Annotated in this window: 19 protein-coding genes; 10 read left to right on the forward strand and 9 right to left on the reverse strand. The window is 60.2% G+C overall.

Features of this window, described 5'->3' with window-relative positions; genetic code table 11:
- Positions 1-12 precede the first annotated feature (12 nt).
- The 3 genes from tig to ACPYOJ_RS10330 all read left to right on the forward strand — a co-directional run bounded on the left by tig (position 13) and on the right by ACPYOJ_RS10330 (position 2,741).
- Complete coding sequence (gene tig, locus ACPYOJ_RS10320; protein WP_481416160.1) at positions 13-1,491, forward strand: trigger factor; 1,479 nt, start codon at positions 13-15, stop codon at positions 1,489-1,491.
- A gap of 172 nt (positions 1,492-1,663) precedes the next feature.
- On the forward strand, positions 1,664-2,194 hold the full coding sequence (locus tag ACPYOJ_RS10325) for a PAS domain-containing protein (RefSeq protein ID WP_481416161.1): 531 nt from the start codon (positions 1,664-1,666) through the stop codon (positions 2,192-2,194).
- 103 nt (positions 2,195-2,297) lie between these two features.
- Positions 2,298-2,741 carry a nuclear transport factor 2 family protein gene (locus ACPYOJ_RS10330; RefSeq protein ID WP_481416162.1) on the forward strand — a complete coding sequence of 148 codons (444 nt, stop codon included), beginning with the start codon at positions 2,298-2,300 and terminating at the stop codon, positions 2,739-2,741.
- A gap of 90 nt (positions 2,742-2,831) precedes the next feature.
- Here the strand turns inward: ACPYOJ_RS10330 and sthA are convergent, their stop codons facing one another.
- The 5 genes from sthA to ACPYOJ_RS10355 form a co-directional block, all read right to left on the reverse strand.
- Entirely contained in the window at positions 2,832-4,238 is a 1,407-nt protein-coding gene (sthA, locus tag ACPYOJ_RS10335; RefSeq protein ID WP_481416163.1) for a Si-specific NAD(P)(+) transhydrogenase, read from the reverse strand.
- A gap of 83 nt (positions 4,239-4,321) precedes the next feature.
- The gene (locus tag ACPYOJ_RS10340; protein ID WP_481416164.1) at positions 4,322-4,924 is read right to left on the reverse strand and encodes a dual specificity protein phosphatase family protein; all 603 of its coding nucleotides are present in this window, start codon (positions 4,922-4,924) and stop codon (positions 4,322-4,324) included.
- 95 nt (positions 4,925-5,019) lie between these two features.
- Entirely contained in the window at positions 5,020-5,838 is an 819-nt protein-coding gene (gene radC / locus ACPYOJ_RS10345; protein ID WP_481416165.1) for a RadC family protein, read from the reverse strand.
- A gap of 6 nt (positions 5,839-5,844) precedes the next feature.
- A complete protein-coding gene (map, locus tag ACPYOJ_RS10350; protein WP_168829489.1) occupies positions 5,845-6,678 on the reverse strand; it encodes a type I methionyl aminopeptidase in 834 nt (277 codons plus the stop codon).
- 263 nt (positions 6,679-6,941) lie between these two features.
- Positions 6,942-7,853 carry an Abi-alpha family protein gene (locus tag ACPYOJ_RS10355; protein ID WP_481416166.1) on the reverse strand — a complete coding sequence of 304 codons (912 nt, stop codon included), beginning with the start codon at positions 7,851-7,853 and terminating at the stop codon, positions 6,942-6,944.
- A gap of 956 nt (positions 7,854-8,809) precedes the next feature.
- Between ACPYOJ_RS10355 and ACPYOJ_RS10360 the strand changes: the two genes are divergently transcribed.
- Complete coding sequence (locus ACPYOJ_RS10360; RefSeq protein ID WP_481416167.1) at positions 8,810-9,280, forward strand: DUF2721 domain-containing protein; 471 nt, start codon at positions 8,810-8,812, stop codon at positions 9,278-9,280.
- 59 nt (positions 9,281-9,339) lie between these two features.
- Here ACPYOJ_RS10360 and ACPYOJ_RS10365 read toward each other — a convergent pair whose 3' ends face one another.
- Positions 9,340-9,987, reverse strand: a complete 648-nt coding sequence (locus ACPYOJ_RS10365) for a MarC family protein (protein WP_481416168.1) — start codon at positions 9,985-9,987, stop codon at positions 9,340-9,342.
- 186 nt (positions 9,988-10,173) lie between these two features.
- On the opposite strand from ACPYOJ_RS10365, the gene ACPYOJ_RS10370 reads away from it, so the two are divergent.
- A complete protein-coding gene (locus ACPYOJ_RS10370) occupies positions 10,174-11,301 on the forward strand; it encodes an HlyD family secretion protein (protein WP_481416169.1) in 1,128 nt (375 codons plus the stop codon).
- On the forward strand, positions 11,291-12,349 hold the full coding sequence (locus tag ACPYOJ_RS10375; protein ID WP_481416170.1) for a DUF2955 domain-containing protein: 1,059 nt from the start codon (positions 11,291-11,293) through the stop codon (positions 12,347-12,349). The genes ACPYOJ_RS10370 and ACPYOJ_RS10375 overlap by 11 nt, the downstream gene beginning before the upstream one ends.
- Before the next feature lie 87 nt (positions 12,350-12,436).
- Here ACPYOJ_RS10375 and ACPYOJ_RS10380 read toward each other — a convergent pair whose 3' ends face one another.
- On the reverse strand, positions 12,437-13,516 hold the full coding sequence (locus ACPYOJ_RS10380; RefSeq protein WP_481416171.1) for a calcium:cation antiporter: 1,080 nt from the start codon (positions 13,514-13,516) through the stop codon (positions 12,437-12,439).
- Positions 13,517-13,782: 266 nt separating this feature from the next.
- Here ACPYOJ_RS10380 and ACPYOJ_RS10385 point away from each other — a divergent pair, with 266 nt between their 5' ends.
- Positions 13,783-14,691, forward strand: coding sequence for an adenylate/guanylate cyclase domain-containing protein (locus ACPYOJ_RS10385; RefSeq protein ID WP_481416172.1), 909 nt, complete (start codon positions 13,783-13,785; stop codon positions 14,689-14,691).
- 29 nt (positions 14,692-14,720) lie between these two features.
- Here ACPYOJ_RS10385 and ACPYOJ_RS10390 read toward each other — a convergent pair whose 3' ends face one another.
- A complete protein-coding gene (locus tag ACPYOJ_RS10390) occupies positions 14,721-15,806 on the reverse strand; it encodes a DUF2778 domain-containing protein (protein ID WP_481416173.1) in 1,086 nt (361 codons plus the stop codon).
- A 435-nt stretch (positions 15,807-16,241) separates the two neighbouring features.
- On the opposite strand from ACPYOJ_RS10390, the gene ACPYOJ_RS10395 reads away from it, so the two are divergent.
- Complete coding sequence (locus tag ACPYOJ_RS10395) at positions 16,242-17,264, forward strand: methyltransferase (RefSeq protein WP_481416174.1); 1,023 nt, start codon at positions 16,242-16,244, stop codon at positions 17,262-17,264.
- 25 nt (positions 17,265-17,289) lie between these two features.
- Here the strand turns inward: ACPYOJ_RS10395 and ACPYOJ_RS10400 are convergent, their stop codons facing one another.
- The gene (locus ACPYOJ_RS10400) at positions 17,290-19,116 is read right to left on the reverse strand and encodes a PHA/PHB synthase family protein (protein ID WP_481416175.1); all 1,827 of its coding nucleotides are present in this window, start codon (positions 19,114-19,116) and stop codon (positions 17,290-17,292) included.
- Between the two features lie 151 nt (positions 19,117-19,267).
- Between ACPYOJ_RS10400 and ACPYOJ_RS10405 the strand changes: the two genes are divergently transcribed.
- Positions 19,268-19,684: a gas vesicle protein GvpG gene (locus ACPYOJ_RS10405; protein WP_168829499.1), complete on the forward strand. Its 417-nt coding sequence runs from the start codon at positions 19,268-19,270 to the stop codon at positions 19,682-19,684.
- Between the two features lie 222 nt (positions 19,685-19,906).
- A complete protein-coding gene (locus ACPYOJ_RS10410) occupies positions 19,907-21,124 on the forward strand; it encodes an LL-diaminopimelate aminotransferase (protein WP_481416176.1) in 1,218 nt (405 codons plus the stop codon).
- Positions 21,125-21,126 lie beyond the last annotated feature (2 nt).

Genomic DNA, 21,126 nt, shown 5'->3' on the forward strand with positions numbered 1-21,126 from the left:
AGGTAGGAAGACATGCAGGTTATCGAAACGCTCGCTGAAGGGCTGAAGCGCGAAATCAAGGTCGTAATCCCGGCCAAGGACATGGAAACCAAGATGAACGAGCGCCTTGCCGACGTAAAGGACAAGGTGCGCATCAATGGCTTCCGTCCGGGCAAGGTTCCGGTTGCCCACCTCAAGAAGGTCTACGGCAAGTCCATCATGGCCGACCTCGTCAACGAGATCGTTCGCGAGCAGCCAACTGCCATCCTGTCCGAGCGCGGCGAAAAGTCCGCCACGCAGCCGGAAATCGCGATGACCGAAGACAAGGACGAGGCAGAACAGATCCTCGCCGCTCAGAAGGACTTCGAATTCACGCTCTCCTACGAAGTTCTGCCGCCGATCGAACTGAAGTCCGTCAAGGGCATCAAGATCACCCGCGAAGTCGTCGATATCTCCGACGAGGAAGTCAACGAACAGGTTCTCAAGGTCGCTGAAAGCGCCCGGTCCTACGAAAGCAAGAAGGGCAAGGCTGCAAACGGCGACCGCGTCACGATGGATTACGTCGGCAAGGTCGATGGCGAAGCTTTTGAAGGCGGCACCGATCAGGGCGCCGAACTCGTCCTCGGCTCCGGCCGCTTCATCCCTGGCTTCGAAGACCAGCTCGTCGGCGTCAAGGCTGACGACGAAATGACCATCACCGTGACCTTCCCGGCCGATTATCCGGCGAAGAACCTGGCCGGCAAGGAAGCCACTTTCGACGTTACCGTGAAGGACGTCGCTGCCCCGGCCGACGTGGAAATCAATGACGAGCTGGCAAAGAAGCTCGGCCTGGAATCGGCTGACCGGCTGAAGGAAATCGTTCGCGGCCAGATCGAATCCCAGTACGGCTCGCTGACCCGCCAGAAGGTCAAGCGCCAGATCCTTGACCAGCTCGACGAGATGTACAAGTTCGAAACGCCGAAGTCGCTCGTCGAAGCCGAATACAACGGCATCTGGAGCCAGGTGACCAACGATCTCGCCCAGTCCGGCAAGACCTTCGAGGACGAGGACACGACCGAAGAGAAGGCCAAGGAAGAATACCGGACGCTCGCTGAGCGCCGTGTCCGCCTCGGTCTCGTCCTCTCTGAAATCGGCGAAAAGGCCAGCGTGGAAGTGAGCGAAGACGAGATGCAGCGCGCGATCTACGAGCAGCTGCGTCAGTATCCGGGCCAGGAAAAGCAGATCATGGAGTTCTTCCGTAGCCAGCCTGGTGCTGCTGCTTCGATCCGCGCGCCGATCTTCGAAGAAAAGGTCATCGATCACCTGCTGACCGAGATTGACGTCACGGACAAGAAGGTCACCAAGGAAGAGCTGCTCGCTGACGAAGAAGGCGAAGGCTCCGAAAAGGACGCCAAGAAGGCTGCTCCGAAGAAGAAGGCAGCCGCCAAGGCTGAAGCTTCCGAAGGCGAGGAAGCAGCTCCGAAAAAGAAGGCTGCTTCGAAGAAGAAGGACGCCGAAGGCGCCGCCGAGTAATCGCTAGCCTCGATTAAAAAGCACGGCCCTGCTGGTTTTCGGCAGGGCTTTTTGTTTGCCTTTATTTGTTGGCCGCCGGTACCTCGTACCGGGGCTGTTTTTGATTTGCCATTTTAACCGCTCGCAGCCCCCTCGGTTGCAGCTATAAATTTTATCGATTTGGGAGAAGCACTTGACGTTCCAGAGCAGCGCTTTTGCATCGGATTCCCCGAACGACGACGCAGCGGAATCGGGATTTTTCACGTGGGAAATGGCTACCGATCAGGTTTATGCGGATCCCGCCGTCGCGGAAATGTTCGGCCTTGATCGCAAGGCGACGGAATGCGGATTGCCGCTGGAAACTTATCTGGAGCGAATCCACCCTGAAGACCGCGCGGGCGTCGCAGCCGAGATCCAAAAGGCGATCGACACTGCACAGCCGGAGCAGCAGAGCTATCGTGTTGCGCAAGCCGATGGCTGCTGCTACTCCTATGTCATGGTCTTCGGCCGTTGCTTCCGCGATCGTAACGGCCTCCCGAAACTTTATGCGGGCATAATCTGTCCCGTTTCCGACGAACCGGCGTTGACCAAGCCGCTCGTCCGTTACTGCCTCACAGCCTATGAAATTGCCGTGCAGGAAGGCAACGAAGCGGTCGCCCAACATCTGCTGGCGGCGCTCACCGAACTGGATTGGTTGGCGCCGGAAGGGGTGCTGCCAAACTGAATGGCGGTCAGAGTTCCGGCCCACATGCATGACTCACCATCTGGTTGCATTTTAGGGAAATCGGATGCAAGCTGAGGGATGCTGCCAGGGGAGGGTTTTGGCGATGACTTCCGGCGCTGACTTAAAGGACATTGTGAAGCAGATTTACGAGGCGAGAGGTGAGGGCGACCTCGACAGGCTCATGTCGTTCTTCGGTGACAATTGCGTCTTCCGCGTCGCCGGAAACCGGCATCTGGCGCAACTGACGGATCCGGTTGTCGGCAGTGCTGCCCTTCGCGAGGCGATGCGGCACTTCATCGACACGTGGGAGATGAAGGACCTGAAGTTCGTCGACGTCCATATCGACGGCGATGTCGCACTCGTCCATCGCGAGGGGCATATGCGCCATGTTTCCACGGACTTCGACACCGAGATCATGGACAAGATCACCTTTGACAATGGCAAGGTGATTGAGGTGGTGGAGTTCCTCGATACGCTGCAAGTCGCAGTGCTGCTCAAAACCGCGACCATCTCTGCTCCACAGCAGCTCTCTGCTGGACAGCAATAGCGCCGCCTCAGGGATCTCGACGTCTTAAGGGCGCGGGACCTGCCGCACCGTCTCGCAGGTATGCCGTGAAAGCCTCCTGAGCGACGACCATCACAACTCGGACTTGATGTCGCCCATGCGGTTCCAGGCGTCGAGGCCGGCAATCTTGTAGGCTTCGGCGAGTGTCGGATAATTGAAGGTATTTTCGACGAAATATTCGACCGTGCCTTTGAGGTTGAGCACGGCCTGGCCGATGTGGACGAGTTCCGTGGCGCCTTCGCCGACGATGTGAACACCGAGCAGCCGCCGCGTCTTCAGCGAGAAGATCAGCTTCAGCAGGCCGGTGTCGAGGCCCATGATGTGGCCGCGTGACGTCTCCCGAAAACGGGCGATGCCGCATTCGTAGGGAATGCCACGCTCCTTCATTTCCTCTTCCGTCAAACCGCAGGTTGAAATCTCGGGAACGGCGTAGATGCCATAGGGGAAATATTTTTGCGGCTCCTTAGCAACCGCGCCGATGGCCACGCGTGCTGCAATGCGCCCCTGTTCCATGGAAGTGGAGGCAAGGCTCGGGAAGCCGACGACGTCGCCTGCCGCGTAGATATGCGGCACGGATGTCTGGAACGTCTCCGGATTGACCTTGAGACGCCCGCGGCTGTCGGCTTCGAGGCCGATCGCCAGCAGATTGAGCGTGTCGGTGGCGCCCATGCGTCCGGCGGCGAAGAGTACCATGTCGGTGGCGATGTGCCGGCCGTTGTCCAGCGTCAGCTGCACCTTGCCGTTGTCGAGCTTCTCCACCTTGTCAGCCTTGGTGCCGAGCAGAAGCTTCATGTTGCGGTCGCGAAGCTGGTACGTGAAGTCCTCGACGATCTCCTTGTCAATGAAGTCGAGCATGGTCGGTTTAGGGTCGATCACTGTAACCGCCGTATCGAGAGCGCTGAAGATCGTCGCATATTCGATACCGATGACGCCGGCGCCGATGACGATCATGGAACGTGGGAGCTCCTCCAGGTCGAGAAGCTCGTCGCTGTCGATGACCGTCTTGCCGTCGAACGGGATATAGTCCGGGCGGAATGGCTTCGTGCCGACGGCCAGCAGGATGCTCGCTCCGGTCACCTGGAGGACCTCGCCGTCATCCTTGATCACCTGCAGCGTTGAAGCATCGATGAAGCTTGCCTTGCCCCTGATATGCTGGACCCGGTTGCGGGCGAACTGATGTTCGAGAACCTCCACCTCGTGGTCGAGCGTGATCAACAGCCGGCGGCGCAGGTCCTCGGCGCTGATCTCCTGCTTGACGCGATAGGCCCTTCCGTAGAAGCCGCGCTCACGCCAGCCCGACAGATTAAGCGCCGTCTCGCGAAGCGTCTTGGAAGGGATGGTGCCGGTATGCACGGAAACGCCGCCAACGCGCTTGCCCTGTTCGATGACCAGGACTTTCTTGCCGAGCTTCGCGGCCTGGATGGCGCCGCGCCGCCCCGCCGGGCCGCTGCCTACAACAATGAGATCATAAGGGAACATCGCTCAGCCCTGGATTGGAGTTTGGAATCATATTGCAGCGCAATATGTCGTCCAAGCGTAGCTGGTCAACGTTACAAATTGTCTTATGAGTTCGTGTCCTGAACTCCGAACCCGAGGGAAGGTTCCATTTTCTCGAAAGTCCGGTCCATGGCGAAAGCGCGGCTGAACGAGAAGGGCACGTGTCCGAAGCGGAGCGACAACTGGCTCTCGGCAGAGGCTTCGCCCTTTCCGGCCACGGCGGCAAGGTAGAGAGCGGAGGCGAGCCCCGTCCGGTCGGCGCCGGCCTGACAATGGATCAAAAGGGGTTTCGGCGCATTCCGCATGATGGCGATGAGTTCTTCAGCCTGTTCGGCAGTCAGTTCTCGTCCGGCGGACATCCGGAAATCGATATGGCTGATGTTCAACGCCTTTGCCTGCTCGACTTCGTCAACATACCATTTTGACTTGCCGGATTCGCCGCGCAGGTTGATGATCGTCTTGATGCCGTACTGCTTTTCGAACTGTGCAATCGCCTCGGCCGACGGCTGCGACGAGCGGTAGACTTCGCCGGCAACCACCGTTGCAAAGTTGTTGGTCACCTGCAGAAAGACGTAGTAACCGCCAATGATCAGCAAAAACAACCCGAAGAGCCGTAGCGCCGCCTTGCCGTAAAGGCGAAATCGGCGCGGAAATAGCGTTGTGGTCATCGGCTGCCTCTGGCTCGCAAACGCTGCCGGTGAGGCAGCATCAGCTCTTTGCGAGCCGAAGCTGACAGCCACCTGAACGGTGGCTCTCCCAGCGCTTACATGAGCCGAAGACCCTTCAGGCTGACGTGGCCATCCTTGCCGATGATGATGTGATCATGGACTGCGATGCCGAGCGGCTTGGCCGTTTCCACGATCAGCTTCGTCATGTCGATGTCGGCGCGCGATGGCGTCGGATCGCCAGACGGATGATTGTGGACGAGGATGATGGCCGTCGCCGAGAGTTCGAGCGCACGTTTGACGACCTCACGCGGATAGACCGGCGTATGGTCGATCGTGCCGCGGCCCTGAACCTCGTCGGCAATGAGGGCGTTGCGCTTGTCGAGGAACAGGATGCGGAACTGCTCGCGCGCCTCATGCGCCATGGCGGCATGGCAGTATTGGATCACCGAGGACCAGGAGCCTAGTACCTGCTTGCCCTTGAGTTCGCTTTTCAAGGTGCGATGGGCGACCGTGGAAATCAGCTTGATGTCCAGCGCGACGGCCTCGCCGACGCCTTTGACCTCCTGCAGAAGCGACGCCGGAGCACCGAAGACGCCAGCCAGCGAACCGAAGCGATCGAGCAGCGCCTTGGCGATCGGCTTCGTGTCGCGCCGCGGGATCAGCCGGAACAGCAGCAGTTCGAGCACTTCGTAATCGGCAAGCGCGGTGTCGCCATGATCGCGGAAGCGGCCGCGCAGCCGCTCGCGATGGCCGTGATAGTGCTCCTCCTTCGACAGTGCCGCAGGAAGCGCCTGCTTCCTCAGTGCGGAGGGCTTGACCGGCTGATCGGCAAAGAACTGCCGCTCGTCGGCAGGTGAGTGGTCCAGGTCGAAAGGCAGTTCGTCGTTCGTGTGAGAAACAGGACCCTTCGCCATCGGCACTCACCCGTTCAGCGGCAGGCCCGGCCGGTCGAGGCCGCCGGGCGAAAGCGTGAAGATTTCGCAGCCATTGGCCGTGACCCCGACCGTGTGTTCATATTGCGCCGAGAGTGACCGATCGCGGGTCACCGCCGTCCAGCCGTCGGCGAGGACCTTTACATGCGGCCGGCCGAGATTGATCATCGGCTCGATGGTGAAGATCATGCCTTCGCGAAGCTCCGGGCCCTCGTTGGCGCGGCCGTAATGCAGGATGTTCGGCGAATCGTGGAAGAGGCGGCCGACGCCATGGCCGCAGAAATCGCGAACGACCGAGCAGCGCTGCGCTTCGGCATAGGTCTGGATCGCCTCGCCGATGGCCCCGGTACGCGCACCCGGACGGACGGCGGCAATCCCGCGCATCAGCGCCTCATGGGTGACTTCGAGGAGCCGTTCGGCGGCACGCTTGATCTGCCCGACCGGGTACATGCGGCTGGAATCGCCATGCCAGCCGTCGAGCACGTAGGTGACGTCAATATTGACGATGTCACCCTCGCGCAGCGGCTTTGCGTCGGGAATCCCGTGGCAGACCACATGGTTGATCGAGGTGCAGGTGGATTTGGTATAGCCGCGATAATTCAGCGTCGCCGGATAGGCGCCGTTGTCCATGCCGAATTCGAAGACGAACCGGTCGATCGCGTCGGTCGGAAGACCCGGCTCGACGACCGCGGCGAGTTCATCGAGGCAGCGCGCTGCAAGCTGGCACGCCTTGCGCATGCCTTCGAAGGCCTCGGGGCCGTAGAGCCTGATGGCGCCGGTATTCTTCGGCGGCGCGGAGGAGGCTTCGATATAGTTCACCATTGACGGGCCTTAGCGGAGATTGTCTTAACGTACATAATGCAGCTATGCCGCGTTCGTCCATCGCGATCAACTGCAAGCACGAGATTTGTGTCATCTCGATACGTTGCATAGGCATGTAGCCTGCAAAATCGGATGGCACGGCGCGCAACTTCATTTGGAAATAGAAACCAAGATAATGTCGTTGTCTTAGCGCTCGCTTGTAAGGCTGAAGGCGCTTGCTACCACGGCACGCCTCGCCCGCCGTCGACGCACGAAAACTAATATCAATCTCCTCTCTCCAGCTCCCCTAGTTCCCTCTTCAATTCGGTGGACCCGAGGCGGGGCGGATGGCAATGGTCGAAAAATTCAAGCCCGAAGTAGGTTAGAACGCAGTAACTGATCCAGACAAATACGTCCTCCGCTTCAAATCGGACATAGTGTGTGCGGACGACGTTAAGACTTTCGAGAGCATCCCGCACTGCCTCCGGATACTCCCAAATCGAAATGCCCTCACCGACTTCGTAGTATGCGTCATCTTCTCGGTCTGGGCGGAAGTGCAACCCTGCAGCGACGAGGCCACATCCAGCAACGTTAAAATACTCCGACAGCGACACGCCGAACTGCTCTGCGAATTTGTCCTCGCTATCGATGAGGGTGGGGTCCTCTTGTAGGTTAGAAATGAGACCGCCCAAGAATTCCTCCACGAAGAAGACTTCCCGTTGGGCGAACATATCTGGAGGGTTATTACCTACTCTCGCCAGAAGCTCTAGGAAGCGCAAATGGACGGGATCGAGTTTCGCAAGAATGTCGACAAAGAGCCCATAGTTGGCCCCGTCTCCTTGGGAAGCGGACTGCAGCAAGCGCGCCCATGCATCCATAAGTGCGTCACTCCCCGGATCAGTCAGGGAAGCTTTTTCCAGAAGGGGCACCATGATGCGCAATGGGATAGGATGAGGCCGTTGCTCTTCGATAATCATTCGTTCACGAACTTTTTTCGCAATCTCTATTAGAACATCTTCCCGCTGAAGCCTTATCTGATCGGCCCTTAAGCCGCGCGCCTCTGAAAATGGCCGAAGCATGTCTGTTAAGGCATCAAGCAATCGGCCAGAGCTGGCAGGAGGTATTTCTGCCTTTAGCTCAGCCTTCGCACCTACGTCGAATTTTATCGGAAAAGAGCTGTTGTTGGTGTCAGTCATAACCATTGCCTCGGCGCGCGTAAGAAGATTCGGAGTCGTTGCCTTCCTATAGAAGCTTGCGATATCCATAACAGGAAGTTGTATTCGGGTCGCTGGCCCGCGTCGGGGATGGTGACGACGACATTTAGCTCCGCCGATGCGTCAAGGCCATGGCGCACCGTTCACGCGATGGATTCCACCCGTGCTTTGCATCTGCATTTCAACTCGGACGGGGCGCTGGAAATTGCCGCGTTGAGTAGAAGTATATGGCGCTTCCCAGCGCCCCGTTCGGCGGTTTTTATCCGCAACTCCGGTCTCTCTGCTCGGGTACCGGCACCGCCGGTCCGTCTGTGTGCCCCACAGGCACGTCCGAAATCATCCGGCCGGCATTTGCGCCCGGCCGCCGTCCCGGAGGGAGACCATTTTCTGCGGACCCCGAATGTAGGAGCTTACGTCGTTCTCCTGCACCGGCGCCGGTCCCGTCTCGCCGCGACGCCTCGCGGTGTATCCGTGACGGAACGACGACGATGATGTCACAGATTTTGCGGGCGATGATGAAATGGCGGTGTGCTGATTGATTTTGCTTGGTTTTCGGCGTTTGTTATGCGCGGGGTCGCTCCCCCTCACCAACAAAATCTAAGCCTTGGCCGATGGCCAAGGGCAAGATTTTGTATCCTCTCCCCCAGGGGAGAGGAGGGGGCGGCGAGGGCGCGGCAGGTTGCGTCTCCGCTGTGAGAGAGGAAGCAATCTCAACATTAACCCAAAGGCTAAGTTAGAATAGGTAGAAAATATCATAAGAAGACTGTTTCCGATGTAGAGGCGACATCGCCTTACCAATGAGCTGCGGAGAATACCGTATCGTGTTGTCCATGATATAAATCTGCTCCACGTCAGGCTCAGAGGGCGGTTTGCTGACAGACTGGAATTAGCGGTCCTGCGTGCCAAACGAAGCGGACTGATAGGGGTGATTTCAGACTATGCTGTTCAATCTGCTCAATGCTCCATCGCCGAACCAGATTTCCGAGGTCATCTCGCATTCGATTGCCCCGTCCTTTCTGCTGGGCGCTGTGGCGGCCTTCGTTTCGCTGCTCTATTCACGGCTGAATGACATTCTGCACCGCGTGCGCGAGCTGAACGCGCTTCCGGAAGCCGAAAACGCGCGGAGCCATCTAAGGGAGGATCTACCCCGGCTCCGGAGACGCGCTCGGCTGCTCAACAGGGCCATCTACTACGCGGTTCTCAGCGGCATCGTGGCCACATTTCTGATGATCTTCTCGTTCGCCAGCGCCTTTCTTGGCACGCAGCATGTCTTCGGGGCCGGCATCCTCTTCTCGGTCTCGCTTTCCCTGCTTGCGGTCGCGCTTATCATGCTGGCTCTCGAAGTCAGAATTGCGCTCAACGAATACGACCATCACGCCGCCAGCGGCGGTCATGGCGGACTCGACTGAGGAGTGGATTACGCTGGCTTGGTGCAAACGCGGTGGGAGACGTCGATCGCGCCTGCACCTCAATGGTCGGCGACGTCGAGGATCCCGAGGGTGTCCAACCCAAAAAGCATGAGTTGGACGGCAACGGCTGCCAGCAGGACCCCGAACACGACCTCTGAAATAATGAGACTGACCGGATTCAAGCGCTTCGATAGCTTGTCGATGTTGGAAAAGACCAAATAATCGAAGGCTCCCACCACCAAGACCATCCCAAGCACCAGCCCAGCGCTTGCGATGGTCTTTATCTCGGCGGACGTAATGATCAGCAAAGTGATCCCGACCGGGTTCAACAAATAGGGTATGGCGAGGGGATAGACGGCAATCTTTTTCGGGTCCGGCAGGATGTCGGTTTCCTCGGATTCGGGCTTCTTTCCCGGAGCCGAAACCATTTCGATCGCGAGAATTGCCAATATGATCGAACCGGCGACCGCAACGGCACCTCCGGTTACGTGAAGAAGACGCATGAGGAACCACCCGGTTGCGAAAAGCACGATCGCCGTGGTGACCGCGATCAATACCATCTGGCGGCCAATGGTTCGCTGCGTCGCCGTATCGAAATTTTTCGTTTTCTCAAGAAACGGGACGAGCGCGATTTTTGGACCCATCCCGATCAGTAGGAGGAGTAGAACCTTCAAGACAAGATCGAGGTCGATGACCGTGAAATCCATGGCAAACCGCTCCCTCCGCTGCCACGCAAGATCAGTCGGTTGCCACAGTGTGTAGAAGGATCAGAGAACGTTGAGAAATACCCCACTCCGCATCCTTGACGCGTAGCTCCGATCCTTCGATGTTAGCTATTACTAAATTGTTGGCAAGTTGAATGCATCGGCCTTCCGTTTTGAGGGGGTGCCACCATGGCGGACGAAGATGCTGTATCGGAGCGCTCGACCGGCGTGCCGTCAACTCATAAAGCTCGACCATCGGCCAACCCGGTGCTTCGCGTGACGCTCATCGTGATCGCGATTTGCCTCGCGCTGTTTATCTATGGTGTCGCAGCGGACCGCTACACGCCCTACACCGTGCAGGGATTGGTCCAGGCATATCTCGTCAGGATCGCCCCGGAGGTTTCTGGCCGCGTGAGCGAAGTGAATGTCTCGACAGATCAGCGGGTAGCACCCGGAGCGACACTCTTCCAGATCGATCCTGAACAATACGAGATCGCTGTCCGTCGCGCGGAGGCATATCTTCAGACGGTGGGGCAATCGATTGGCGCCTCGACTGCAGCAATCGCAACGGCTCAGGCAAAAGTAGCCGAGGCTCTTGCCCAGCGGGAGAATGCCGCCGATCAAGCGGCCCGCACCGTCGTGCTCGTCGGCAAAGGCGTACTCGCCAGGGCACGACAGATAGAGGCGCAGGCTAACCTGGACGCCGCCGAGGCGATCGTCAGGCAAGCGGAGGCCGAGCTCGAGCGAGCCACACAGGCTCTTGGCCCCGTGGGCGACGACAACCCCCAAATCCGCGAGGCCATGGCGGCATTGGCCCAGGCCAATCTGGACTTGCAAAACACCACCGTCGTGGCTCCCTCAGAGGGCGGCGCTACCAGTCTCGCCCTTGCCGCCGGACAGATGTTGGGAAAAGGTGAGACCGCAATGAGCTACCTTGACCTGAGGGAAGTATGGATCGAGGCCGCATTCAAGGAGAACAACCTGGAGAACATAACTGTCGGCGACCCCGCCGAGATCGTTCTTGATATTTTGCCGGGACGCGTCTTCTCCGGCCGCGTCTCTGCAATCGGCTACGCAGTCGGAAACCGCAGTGTCGACGTCCGAACCGGCCTGCCAAGCCCGAGGACCCAGAGCGGCTGGATTCGGTCGCCGCAGTTGATGCCGGTTCGCATTGAGTTCGACGTCGAAACCAAGCCGAACGTTCTACGATTCGGCTCCCAGGCCAATGTCATGATCTATACCAGCGACAATTCCTTTATGAACGCGATTGCCTATCTCAGGATGAGGCTGGGCGCGCTGTTGGCCTATGTCCAGTAGGTCTACCCACGCCGCGACCGCGGCCGGCAAACGAGCCGCTCTTCGCCTGGCATTCGGCGTGACGGTCTGTTTCGCATTGGTCGAGGCATTTGACTGGGACGCGACCTTCCTCGCGCCGCTCCTGGCTGCGAACATGCTCGTCAAGTTGGAACGTTACCCGAGCCTCGCCCAGGGCGTCCTGTTCGTCGTCCTGATCGCGTTATCGAGTGGCGCTGTACTACTACTCACCAACGTCCTTTCCTCATCCCCGGCGGTCCTGATCCTCGCGCTTGCGCTCTTGATGTATCTCACCTTCTACGCCCACTGGCGGGGCGCACCGGACCTGGCTACGTTTCTGCCCCAGCTTTCGGTGGTTACGATCCCTGTCATCGCGGTTCTCTCGCCTCAATTGTCAGGCCAGTTTGCGTCAACCCTTGTATCGGCCGGAATCGCCGCGCTCCTCGTCGTCTGGCTAGCCTACGCGGCGTTTCCGCCCCTGTCCGGCGGACCCGCTTCGTCCAGCGCGGCCCGACCGGCTCAACCGCCCGGGACCGCCTCCTTGAATGCGCTTCTTGACACACTCGTCCTGGCTCCGGCCCTTGCCTGGTTTATCCTCGATGCCACCGAGGTCGCCGTCGTGGCGCTAATCATCATCGTGACCTTGCTTCGCATGCGTGATGCCGAACAGTCGCTGCGGGCCGCGTTCGGCCTGATCCTTGCGAACCTGATCGGCGGCGTGGCGGCCGCGATCGTCTACAGTCTCGTAATCCTGGCGAACACGTTCCTGTTTTTCGTCACCGCATGCCTTGCCGCGAGCCTCATCTTCGCGGGACGTATCGCCACGGCAGGGGACAGAGCACCCATCTACGCGATAGCCCTTGCAACCTTCATCCTCCTCCTGGGATTGGGGATGACGCCCCTGCCGGGCGGCAGCAGCGAGTTTTTCGTGGCTCGGCTGCAAAACGTGCTCCTCGCCTCGGCCTACACGATCGGTGGCATATCGCTGACGTCCCGCTGGCGGCACGCTCACACGAGCGGTACCGAGGATCTGAACGGATCACGCGTCTGAAGAAGCAATTCGAAGGACGGTCTTGCAGGAATACCAGTCGACCCAGGATACACACGGTGGAAAGCCTTCACGGCTCTCAGCCGCCGCTCATGGTGCGACTGCAAAGAACAAGAACACCGCGAAGACAACCAAATGGACAATGCCCTGAAGCACCGTGGTCCGTCCCGTCCCCAAGGTGATCACGCTGAGGATGAGCGTTAGCCCCAACAGGACCCGGTCCTTGTCGTCCAGGCCGAGTTCGAGGGGCTGGTGGAGTATGATCGAAACGAGAACAACTGCGGGAATCGTCAAACCGATTGCCGCAAGTACCGATCCCAATGCCAGGTTCAGGCTGGTCTGCAATCGATTGGCTTGGGCGGCTCTGACTGCGGCGAGGCATTCAGGAAGCAATACGATAGCCGCAATAATGATCCCGACGACCGCCTTTGGCACTCCAAGCCAATTTATTCCTGCTTCCACCACCGGCGTCAGTGATTTCGCAAGCCCCACGACGGCGACCAGCGAGACGAGCAACAATGCTGCGCTGGCGGCGGTCGTCCTGCTTGAGGGTAATGACGCATGCGCATCCTCGTCATCGGCTTCAACCGGAAGGAAGTAGTCGCGATGCCGAACAGTCTGGACGAAAACAAATGAAACGTAGAGGACCAGCGAGACGATACCCGCGAATATAAGCTGCGCCGTGCTGAACATCGGACCGACTGACGTCGCGACGACATTTGGCACAAGCATGGTGAGGGTTGTCAAAGCAGCCAGGACGGCCAAGGCGGCGCTTGCTCCCTGGACCTGAAATCCCTGCTCATGATGGCGCATGCCACCCAACAGCAAGCATAGACCGACGATGCCGTTCATCACGATCATGACTGCGGCGAATACGGTGTCGCGTGCCAGCCCCGCCTTTTCAACTGGGGCTGAGATCATTACCGAGACGATCAGCGCAACTTCGATTATCGTGACGGCAAGTGCCAGAACGAGCGTGCCGAAGGGTTCTCCGATACGGTGAGCGACGACCTCGGCGTGATAGACGGCAACGAAAACGGTCGCGACCAGGGCTATTCCTGCAACGACAAGGATCCCAATTCCCTTGCCAAAAAAAGCTGCGGCGAACAGTACGATCCACGCGGCTAGAGGCCACGTCCATGCCCATCTCGGCGTTCTTTGAGCTGCCATAGCCGGGAAATCCCCCATTCCGTCGGCGGGCGCAGTATACGGAGCGCGAGCCTCCGTGGTCAACCAGTCACACCGCGCGGCATTCGGCGGGAAGGCGGTTCGCATCTGCCTGGATCGCTTCTGCACGAAGCGGGAAAGCCTCGAAGGTGGTCGATCACAACGACGGTTGGGCGCCGGCTGCGCCTGCCGTTCACATTCGGCGCAATCCCGCCTATTGATGAGTGCAGGCAGCTTCACTGGGTGAGCCCAGGGGAGGGGGAGGCATCATGAGCGAGACGCGACGCAAGCTGACGACCATCTTCTGCGCCGACGTGCAGGACTATACCCGCCTGATGGGTGCGGATGAGGAAGGCACGCTGGCAATGCTGAAGCGGCATCGCGATGCGATGTCGCGCCTCATCGGCTTGCACGGAGGGCGGGTGATCAATACCTGGGGTGACGGGCTGATCGCCGAATTTCCGAGCGTGGTCGAGGCGGTGCGCGCGGCGGTGGACGTTCAGAACGAACTCGCCGGCATGAACGCTTCGCGGCCAGCGGACGGGCGCATGCTGTTCCGCATCGGTATCAATCTTGGCGATGTGATTGCCGACGGCGAGGATATCTATGGAGACGGGGTCAATATCGCCGCGCGGCTGCAGGCGTCGGCGGCTGCCGGCGGTGTCGTCATCTCGAATACTGTTTACGAGCAGGTCCGCAACAAGGTGGCCGTCGGCTTCGATTTCCTCGGGCCGCTGACGGTGAAGAACGTTTCGGAGCCGGTGCCGAGCTATGCCGTGCGCATCGGGGAGGATGCCGGCGATGCCCCGCCGCCGCAAGCCGCAGCAGCGAACCGCCGGGAGGCCATTCCGGCGAAGTCCACGCCGCAACTGAACCGGAGAGTCCGGAAGATCTTTGCCGTGTTCGCATTGGTGGCGGCTGCCTTGGTGGCAATCAACCTCCTGTCCTGGCAGGGGGTTTTCTGGGCCGCCTGGCCGCTCCTCGGCCTTGCCTTCCTTTCGGCACTAATCTGGATTCGGAGCCAGGATCGTATCGACCGGCGCATGGCCACGCTGGCGGCCATTGCGCTCGGCATCGTCGCAATCAACCTGCTTTCGTGGCATGGGATATTCTGGGCAGTCTGGCCGCTTCTGGGCCTAGCCGTCGCAGCCGGCCTTCAGTGGGCGACGCGCGGCTGATTGGAGGACAGCTGGCAAAGCCAGCTGTCCTAGCTCCGCGTTGAAAACAGCGACGCAAGCGTTGGGCGCGACGAGGGCGCATTTTTCAGGCTCGGCACGACCACGAGGCGCTTGACGTCGCCGCGCTTGAAGGCGGTGAGGAAGCGGCGGTAATCCTTGAAGGATATGCAGCCGTTGGAATCGCCACGCTTGCCGAGCATGTAGGTATGGGCGAGCAAGCCGACCCGGCCGTGGATCTGCTGCGGGCCGCCGACGGGATGAAGGCGGATCGCCTCGACCCCGTGAAACAGGCTCTCACGCATGGTGAGGTCGTAGGTGTGCGGCGGCGTCGGGCCTCGCATTTTCTGGTTGACGTAACGCGGGTTGTCGCGCATGGCACCGAGCCCGGAATGCGCTTCGAGCCGTTCGCCGTTCGGCAGATAGACGGTGCCGGCTGCGATATCATAGATCGCCACGCCGGCGCGGGCGCCCGGCAGCAGCGTCGGCTTGGCGTATGCCGGCATGTCCTCGCCGTCATCTTCCGTTCGCGCATAGGCAAGCGCGGGTTCGGCGGCCGGTTCACCCTTCGGCATGGCCGGCCGCGACATCGGCAGCGGAACGTCGGTGCCGGGCGCGAGAACGAGGCCGAAAGGCTCATCGGATGCCGCCGTCTCTGCGGAGGCGGTTTCGACCGGGGCCACGGCAGGCGCAGGTTTGGCGGAAGCCGCGTCGGCAGCCGCCGTTGGGCCGGAGGCTGGTTCGATCGGCTTGGTGGCGGCGATTTCGGTCGGATGAGCGGGCTCCGGGAGTGGCACCGGAGCCGTGAAAGCCGCAGCGCTCGCAAGCACCTGCGCCTGCTGCCTCAATGCCGAAGCCATTTCGGCGCCGTTGTTGCGCTTGGCAAGCAGCGACAGGCCGCGGCGCTGCATGAGCGCGACCATATCCTTGGAGCTTTTCGGCGTGCTCTCGGCAACCATGCGGTCTGAAATCGTCGTCTTGCCGGGGAGGCGCGAGAACTTGTCGACACGGATCAGCGGGTGTGCGCCAGTGGCCGCAGAGTGAGCCGGCTTCGGGGCGATCGCAACATCGGCAATCAAATCAGGCATCGGCGGGCGCGGCATTGCAGAGGTGTGCATCGTTGCAACCGACGCGATCATCCAGGCGGATGCCGAGACGGCGACACCAATTGCAATAGTCCCGGGGATGACCCGGAGAAGTCTGACTGGTCGAAAAAAAGCCCAGCCGAAAGGGTTGACGCTTTCACACGTCTCAACAGCAAACGCCATATTACTCGGTTTCCTACGCGTCACACCGGCGCTACGAGGGACACTTCGCCGGAGCCGCTAATGAAGCAAGAGGGCAGAAATGAGGCCCAATCACCTTAGCGGCTGTCAGGGAGCATGACGCACTATGGTAACTAATTCCTTTACGCAATTCGCTATGTGTTCCGAGAACGGAGCCAGGTTGAGCCGATGCCTTTCTTTCTGCTTTAATATTAGCGAAACGTGTAATTCGTTCCCCCGTCTGTTATCGTCGCAAAGTGACGAATGGCTAAAAAAGGGGGGAACCGAATGTCTGCTGCAGTTGAATTGGGCGAAAGCGAAGTCTCACCATCCTTGCTGGTCGACGCGATGATCGCGTACGGCAAGACGGCCGCGATCAAGGCGGCCATAGAACTCGATCTCTTCACGATGATCGGCAGCGGGGATCGAACGGCGGAGGCGCTCGTGGCCACGGCCGGCGGTTCCGAACGCGGATTCCGCACCCTGTGCGACTATCTCGTCGTCAAAGGCTTCCTGACGAAGAGCGGACAAATTTACGCCCTGACGCCGTCGAGCGAGGTCTTTCTCGACCGCCGTTCGCCCGCCTATATGGGGGCTGCAATTGAGTTCATGGCGGCGCCGGAAATGGTTTCGCTGTTTCTGGACGATCCGGTGGCCTATGTCCGCAACGGCGGAGCGCTGGGGCTCGCGAATATCGCGGCAGACAATCCCGTCTGGGTGAAGTTTGCCCGCGGCATGGGCGCCTTCACGGGTGGAAGTGCTGCCGGCGTTGCGGCGGAGATCAAGGCCTGGCCCTCGCCGCCGAAAAAGGTGCTGGATATCGCAGCCGGCCCGGGCGGCTTCGGGATCGAGATCGCCAAGGCGGTCCCTTCCGCACGGATCGTGGCCTTGGACTGGGCCTCGGTGCTGGCCTTGACCAAGGAGAACGCATCGAAGGCGGGCGTCGTGGATCGGTTCAGCTTTATTTCCGGAAGCGCCTTCGAGGTGGATTGGGGCGCGGACTACGATCTCATCCTGCTCCCGAACTTCCTGCACCATTTCGATGCCGAAACCTGCGTGGACCTCCTGAAGAAGGCTCATGCCAGTCTCGGTGCCGGGGGCAAGGTCCTCGCCGTCGAGTTCGTGCCGAACGAGGACCGCGTTTCTCCCGATTTTCCGGCCGGATTCTCCTGGGTGATGCTGGCGACGACGCCGAAGGGTGATGCCTTCACCAAGAGCGAACTGGCGGAGATGGGGCGGAGCGCCGGGTTCGACGACATGGTCACCAAGGAACTGCTGCCGTCGCCGGCAACCATGATCACCTTTGAATAGTGGTTCTTCCGGCGAACGGTTGGCGCTATGCCCGCTCCATGACATAGCTGCCGGGGGCTTCCTCGATGGCGTTGAGTGCTGTGCCGCCAGGTTTGCGCGCAGGGACGCGCTTGGCGTCCTTCGCCTCGATCCAGGCCTGCCAGTGGGGCCACCAGGAGCCGCGGGTTTCCTCGGCCTTGGCGAGCCAGGCGTCGTATTCGCCCTTGGCGGGGCCGCCGGTCCAATACTGGTATTTGTTCTTGGCGGGCGGATTGACGACGCCGGCGATATGGCCCGAGCCGGCGAGCACGAAATCGACCTTGCCGCCGAAAAACCGGCTGCCAAGGAAGACCGATTTTGGGGGCGCGATATGATCTTCGAGCGTCGCGATATTGTAGATCGGGATCTTCACGTCCTTGAGCGACACCGCCTTGCCGTCGAGGATCATCTCGTCGGCGGTCAGCGCATTCCTGAGATAGCAGTTGCGCAGGTAGAAGGCGTGGTTGGCGGCTGCCATGCGGGTGGAATCGGCGTTCCAGAACAAAAGGTCGAAGGGCAGCGGCATCTCGCCCTTCAGGTAGTTGTTGACGAAATACGGCCAGATCAATTCCGAGGCGCGCAGCATGTTGAAGGCGGTCGCCATCTTCGAGCCATCGAGATAGCCGGTGGCCGTCATATGGTCTTCGAGCGCCTTCAGTTGCTCCTCGTCGACGAAGACCTTGAGGTCGCCCGCATGGGTGAAATCGACCTGCGTGGTAAAAAGCGTCGCGGTTTTGATGCGCTTGTTCTTTTCCTTGCCATGGAGCGCCAGCGTCGCCGCGAGCAGCGTGCCGCCGACGCAATAGCCGATGGCATTCACGTCCTTCTCGCCGGTCGCCTTTTCGATCGTTTCCAGCGCGAAATCGATGCCTTCGCGGGCATAGGCCGTCCAATCCTTGGCGGCATGGCGGGCATCAGGATTGACCCAGGAAATGACGAACACCGTCTGGCCCTGGTCGACGCACCATTTGATGAAGGATTTCTCGGGATTGAGGTCGAGAATGTAGAATTTGTTGATCCAGGGCGGGCAGATGAGGAGAGGGCGCTTCAGCACCGTCTCAGTGGCTGGCTCATACTGGATGACCTGGCAAATCTCGTTCTGGGCGATGACCTTCCCCGGTGTCAGCGCCATGTCCCGGCCGACGGCGAATTTTGTCATGTCTGTCTGGCGGAGTTTCAGGTCGCCGCCGCCCGCCACGATGTCTTCTGCCAGCATTTGCATGCCGCGCACCAGGTTTTCGCCGCTGGTTGCGACCGTTTCGCGGTAGAGCTGCGGATTGGTGGCGACGAAGTTGCTCGGCGAAAGGGCGGCGGTGATCTGCTTCACGTAGAAGCCGGCCTTGTGCTTCGTGTGCTCGTCAAGGCCTTCGGTCTCTGCGACGATCTTCTCCGCCCAGTCGGCGGTGATGAGATAGATCTGGCGCAGGAAATCGAAGAAAGGGTTCTTCTGCCAATCGGGATCGGCAAAGCGCCTGTCGTGGCGCTGCGGCTCCGGCTCCGGAGGCTCGCCCTGGATGCGCTGCATCGAGCGCATCCAAACGCCGAAATAGCTGCTCATCAGCTGGGTCTGCGCCTCGAAGGTGCGGCGCGGATCGGACATCCAGTATTCGGTGACCTTGGAGAGCGTCTTGACCATGTCGGTCATCGGCGCGGCAAGCCTCTCATTGATCTCGCCGCTCTCGCGCGGGGCAAGCCAGGCGGAGGCCGCCTTGCCGAGATTCTCCAGGGCGCGGGCGATGTTCTTCGCCATCGCCTCGGGATCCTTCACGAGGTAGGGATCGAGGCTTGGTGCCTCGAAGCCTGGAGCCTTCGCCTTGTTGTCGCTGTCGGTCACGCTTTTCCCCCGCGGCAGCAATCGTCTCTTAATCAGTTGTACATCGTCCGCGATCAAGAAAACAAGTTCAACGCAAGCCCGCCCGTGCTATTGCTTTGTCGCTGCAACGAATTTAACAGTCGCTAAGGCTTCAGGATTTGAAAGATCTGGCATGACGACGAACCGCATCACTGGCATTGCAATCGCAACCGGCATGGCACTCGTCGCCGCGGCCGCGGCGGCGATGCTTGCCGGATGCACGTCGACGCCGGAACAGAAGGCGGCCGCCGCTGCGCGGCGAGCGCCGCCGACGGCTGTCGTCATGACGGCGACGAAGGGCGAGGAGCCGACGCAAAGCAGCCTGTCCCATTATCCGGACGGATATCCGGGCTTTGGCGCGCCGCTGACGGCCGCAAACACGCAGATGAGCAACGAGGAAGCCGCAGGCCTTCAGAAGCAGCTTTCAGCGCTCGTCGCCCAGCGCAAGGCGGGCACCATTTCGGAAGCCGAGTATCAGCGGCGCGTGGCGGAATTCAGAAAGCTTGCCGCCGAGCACGGCGCCGACGCGCTTTCTGCAATCGGCAATTAAGGCTTGCCTGCCAGGCGATTTGGACGCAAAGCCTTCCGCAGCCGGCGGGAGAGATGAATTTCCCGATAAAATACGTTTGTTGCGGCTGTTCGTCAAAGAATCGCCGCGTCACGAAAGTCTGATGAATACGGCTCTTGCGATTCTGAAGTTCGTGTCGCAAGCAGCCGGGAACAAACGAACTTCGAGCGCGGCCATGGTGGCCGCATTTCCATGGGGAAAGAGATGGAAGAGTTTCACAAAGTCCGGCGTTTGCCGCCTTACGTTTTCGAACAGGTCAACCGTTTGAAAGCGAGCGCGCGAGCGGGCGGCGCCGATATCATCGATCTCGGCATGGGAAACCCCGATCTCCCGACACCTCAGGCGATCGTCGACAAGCTGTGCGAGGTGGTCCAGGACCCGCGCACGCATCGTTATTCTTCTTCCAAAGGTATTCCGGGCCTTCGCCGCGCGCAGGCCGCCTACTACGCCCGCCGCTTCGGCGTAAAGCTCAATCCGGATACGCAGGTCGTTGCGACGCTCGGCTCCAAGGAAGGCTTCGCCAACATGGCGCAGGCCATCACCGCGCCGGGCGACGTCGTGCTCTGCCCGAACCCGACCTATCCGATCCATGCCTTCGGCTTCCTGATGGCAGGCGGCGTGATCCGCTCGATCCCGGTCGAGCCGGACGAAAGCTTCTTCCCGCCGCTGGAGCGGGCAGTGCGCCATTCGATCCCGAAGCCGCTGGCGCTGGTCCTCAACTATCCGTCCAACCCGACGGCCTTCGTCGCGACGCTCGATTTCTACAAAGACGTCATCGCCTTCGCGAAGAAGCACGACATCATCGTGCTGTCTGACCTTGCCTATTCTGAAATCTATTTCGATGGCGAGCCGCCTCCGTCGGTTCTGCAGGTGCCGGGCGCAATCGATGTTTGCGTCGAGTTCACCTCGATGTCGAAGACCTTCTCCATGCCCGGCTGGCGCATGGGCTTTGCTGTCGGCAACGAGCGCCTCATCGCGGCACTGACGCGCGTGAAGTCCTATCTCGACTACGGCGCCTTCACGCCGATCCAGGTTGCCGCGACCCATGCGCTGAATGGCGACGGTTCCGACATCGCGGAAGTGCGCAACGTCTACAAGCGCCGCCGTGACGTCATGGTCGAGAGCTTCGGAAAAGCCGGTTTCAACGTGCCGCCGCCGGCTGCGACGATGTTTGCCTGGGCCAAGATTCCGGAGAAGTTCCGCCATCTCGGTTCGCTGGAATTCTCCAAGCTTCTCGTCGAGAAGGCAGACGTCGCGGTTGCGCCGGGCGTCGGCTTCGGGGAGCAGGGTGACGACTACGTGCGTCTCGCACTCGTGGAAAACGAGCACCGCATCCGTCAGGCCGCGCGCAACATCAAGAAGTTCCTATCGACGGCCGACGAGACGATGCATAACGTTATCTCGCTCAACGCACACCGCTGATA

This window comes from Rhizobium sp. SVR5-9E, assembly GCF_056755095.1.

Bases quoted from the DNA above. Each gene is read 5' to 3' on its own strand.
- tig (WP_481416160.1), top strand. From the start codon at position 13: ATGCAGGTTATCGAAACGCTCGCTGAAGGGCTGAAGCGCGAAATCAAG.
- ACPYOJ_RS10330 (WP_481416162.1), top strand. From the start codon at position 2,298: ATGACTTCCGGCGCTGACTTAAAGGACATTGTGAAGCAGATTTACGAG.
- sthA (WP_481416163.1), bottom strand. From the start codon at position 4,238: ATGTTCCCTTATGATCTCATTGTTGTAGGCAGCGGCCCGGCGGGGCGG.
- ACPYOJ_RS10340 (WP_481416164.1), bottom strand. From the start codon at position 4,924: ATGACCACAACGCTATTTCCGCGCCGATTTCGCCTTTACGGCAAGGCG.
- radC (WP_481416165.1), bottom strand. From the start codon at position 5,838: ATGGCGAAGGGTCCTGTTTCTCACACGAACGACGAACTGCCTTTCGAC.
- map (WP_168829489.1), bottom strand. From the start codon at position 6,678: ATGGTGAACTATATCGAAGCCTCCTCCGCGCCGCCGAAGAATACCGGC.
- ACPYOJ_RS10355 (WP_481416166.1), bottom strand. From the start codon at position 7,853: ATGACTGACACCAACAACAGCTCTTTTCCGATAAAATTCGACGTAGGT.
- ACPYOJ_RS10360 (WP_481416167.1), top strand. From the start codon at position 8,810: ATGCTGTTCAATCTGCTCAATGCTCCATCGCCGAACCAGATTTCCGAG.
- ACPYOJ_RS10365 (WP_481416168.1), bottom strand. From the start codon at position 9,987: ATGGATTTCACGGTCATCGACCTCGATCTTGTCTTGAAGGTTCTACTC.
- ACPYOJ_RS10370 (WP_481416169.1), top strand. From the start codon at position 10,174: ATGGCGGACGAAGATGCTGTATCGGAGCGCTCGACCGGCGTGCCGTCA.
- ACPYOJ_RS10375 (WP_481416170.1), top strand. From the start codon at position 11,291: ATGTCCAGTAGGTCTACCCACGCCGCGACCGCGGCCGGCAAACGAGCC.
- ACPYOJ_RS10380 (WP_481416171.1), bottom strand. From the start codon at position 13,516: ATGGCAGCTCAAAGAACGCCGAGATGGGCATGGACGTGGCCTCTAGCC.
- ACPYOJ_RS10385 (WP_481416172.1), top strand. From the start codon at position 13,783: ATGAGCGAGACGCGACGCAAGCTGACGACCATCTTCTGCGCCGACGTG.
- ACPYOJ_RS10390 (WP_481416173.1), bottom strand. From the start codon at position 15,806: ATGCACACCTCTGCAATGCCGCGCCCGCCGATGCCTGATTTGATTGCC.
- ACPYOJ_RS10395 (WP_481416174.1), top strand. From the start codon at position 16,242: ATGTCTGCTGCAGTTGAATTGGGCGAAAGCGAAGTCTCACCATCCTTG.
- ACPYOJ_RS10405 (WP_168829499.1), top strand. From the start codon at position 19,268: ATGACGACGAACCGCATCACTGGCATTGCAATCGCAACCGGCATGGCA.
- ACPYOJ_RS10410 (WP_481416176.1), top strand. From the start codon at position 19,907: ATGGAAGAGTTTCACAAAGTCCGGCGTTTGCCGCCTTACGTTTTCGAA.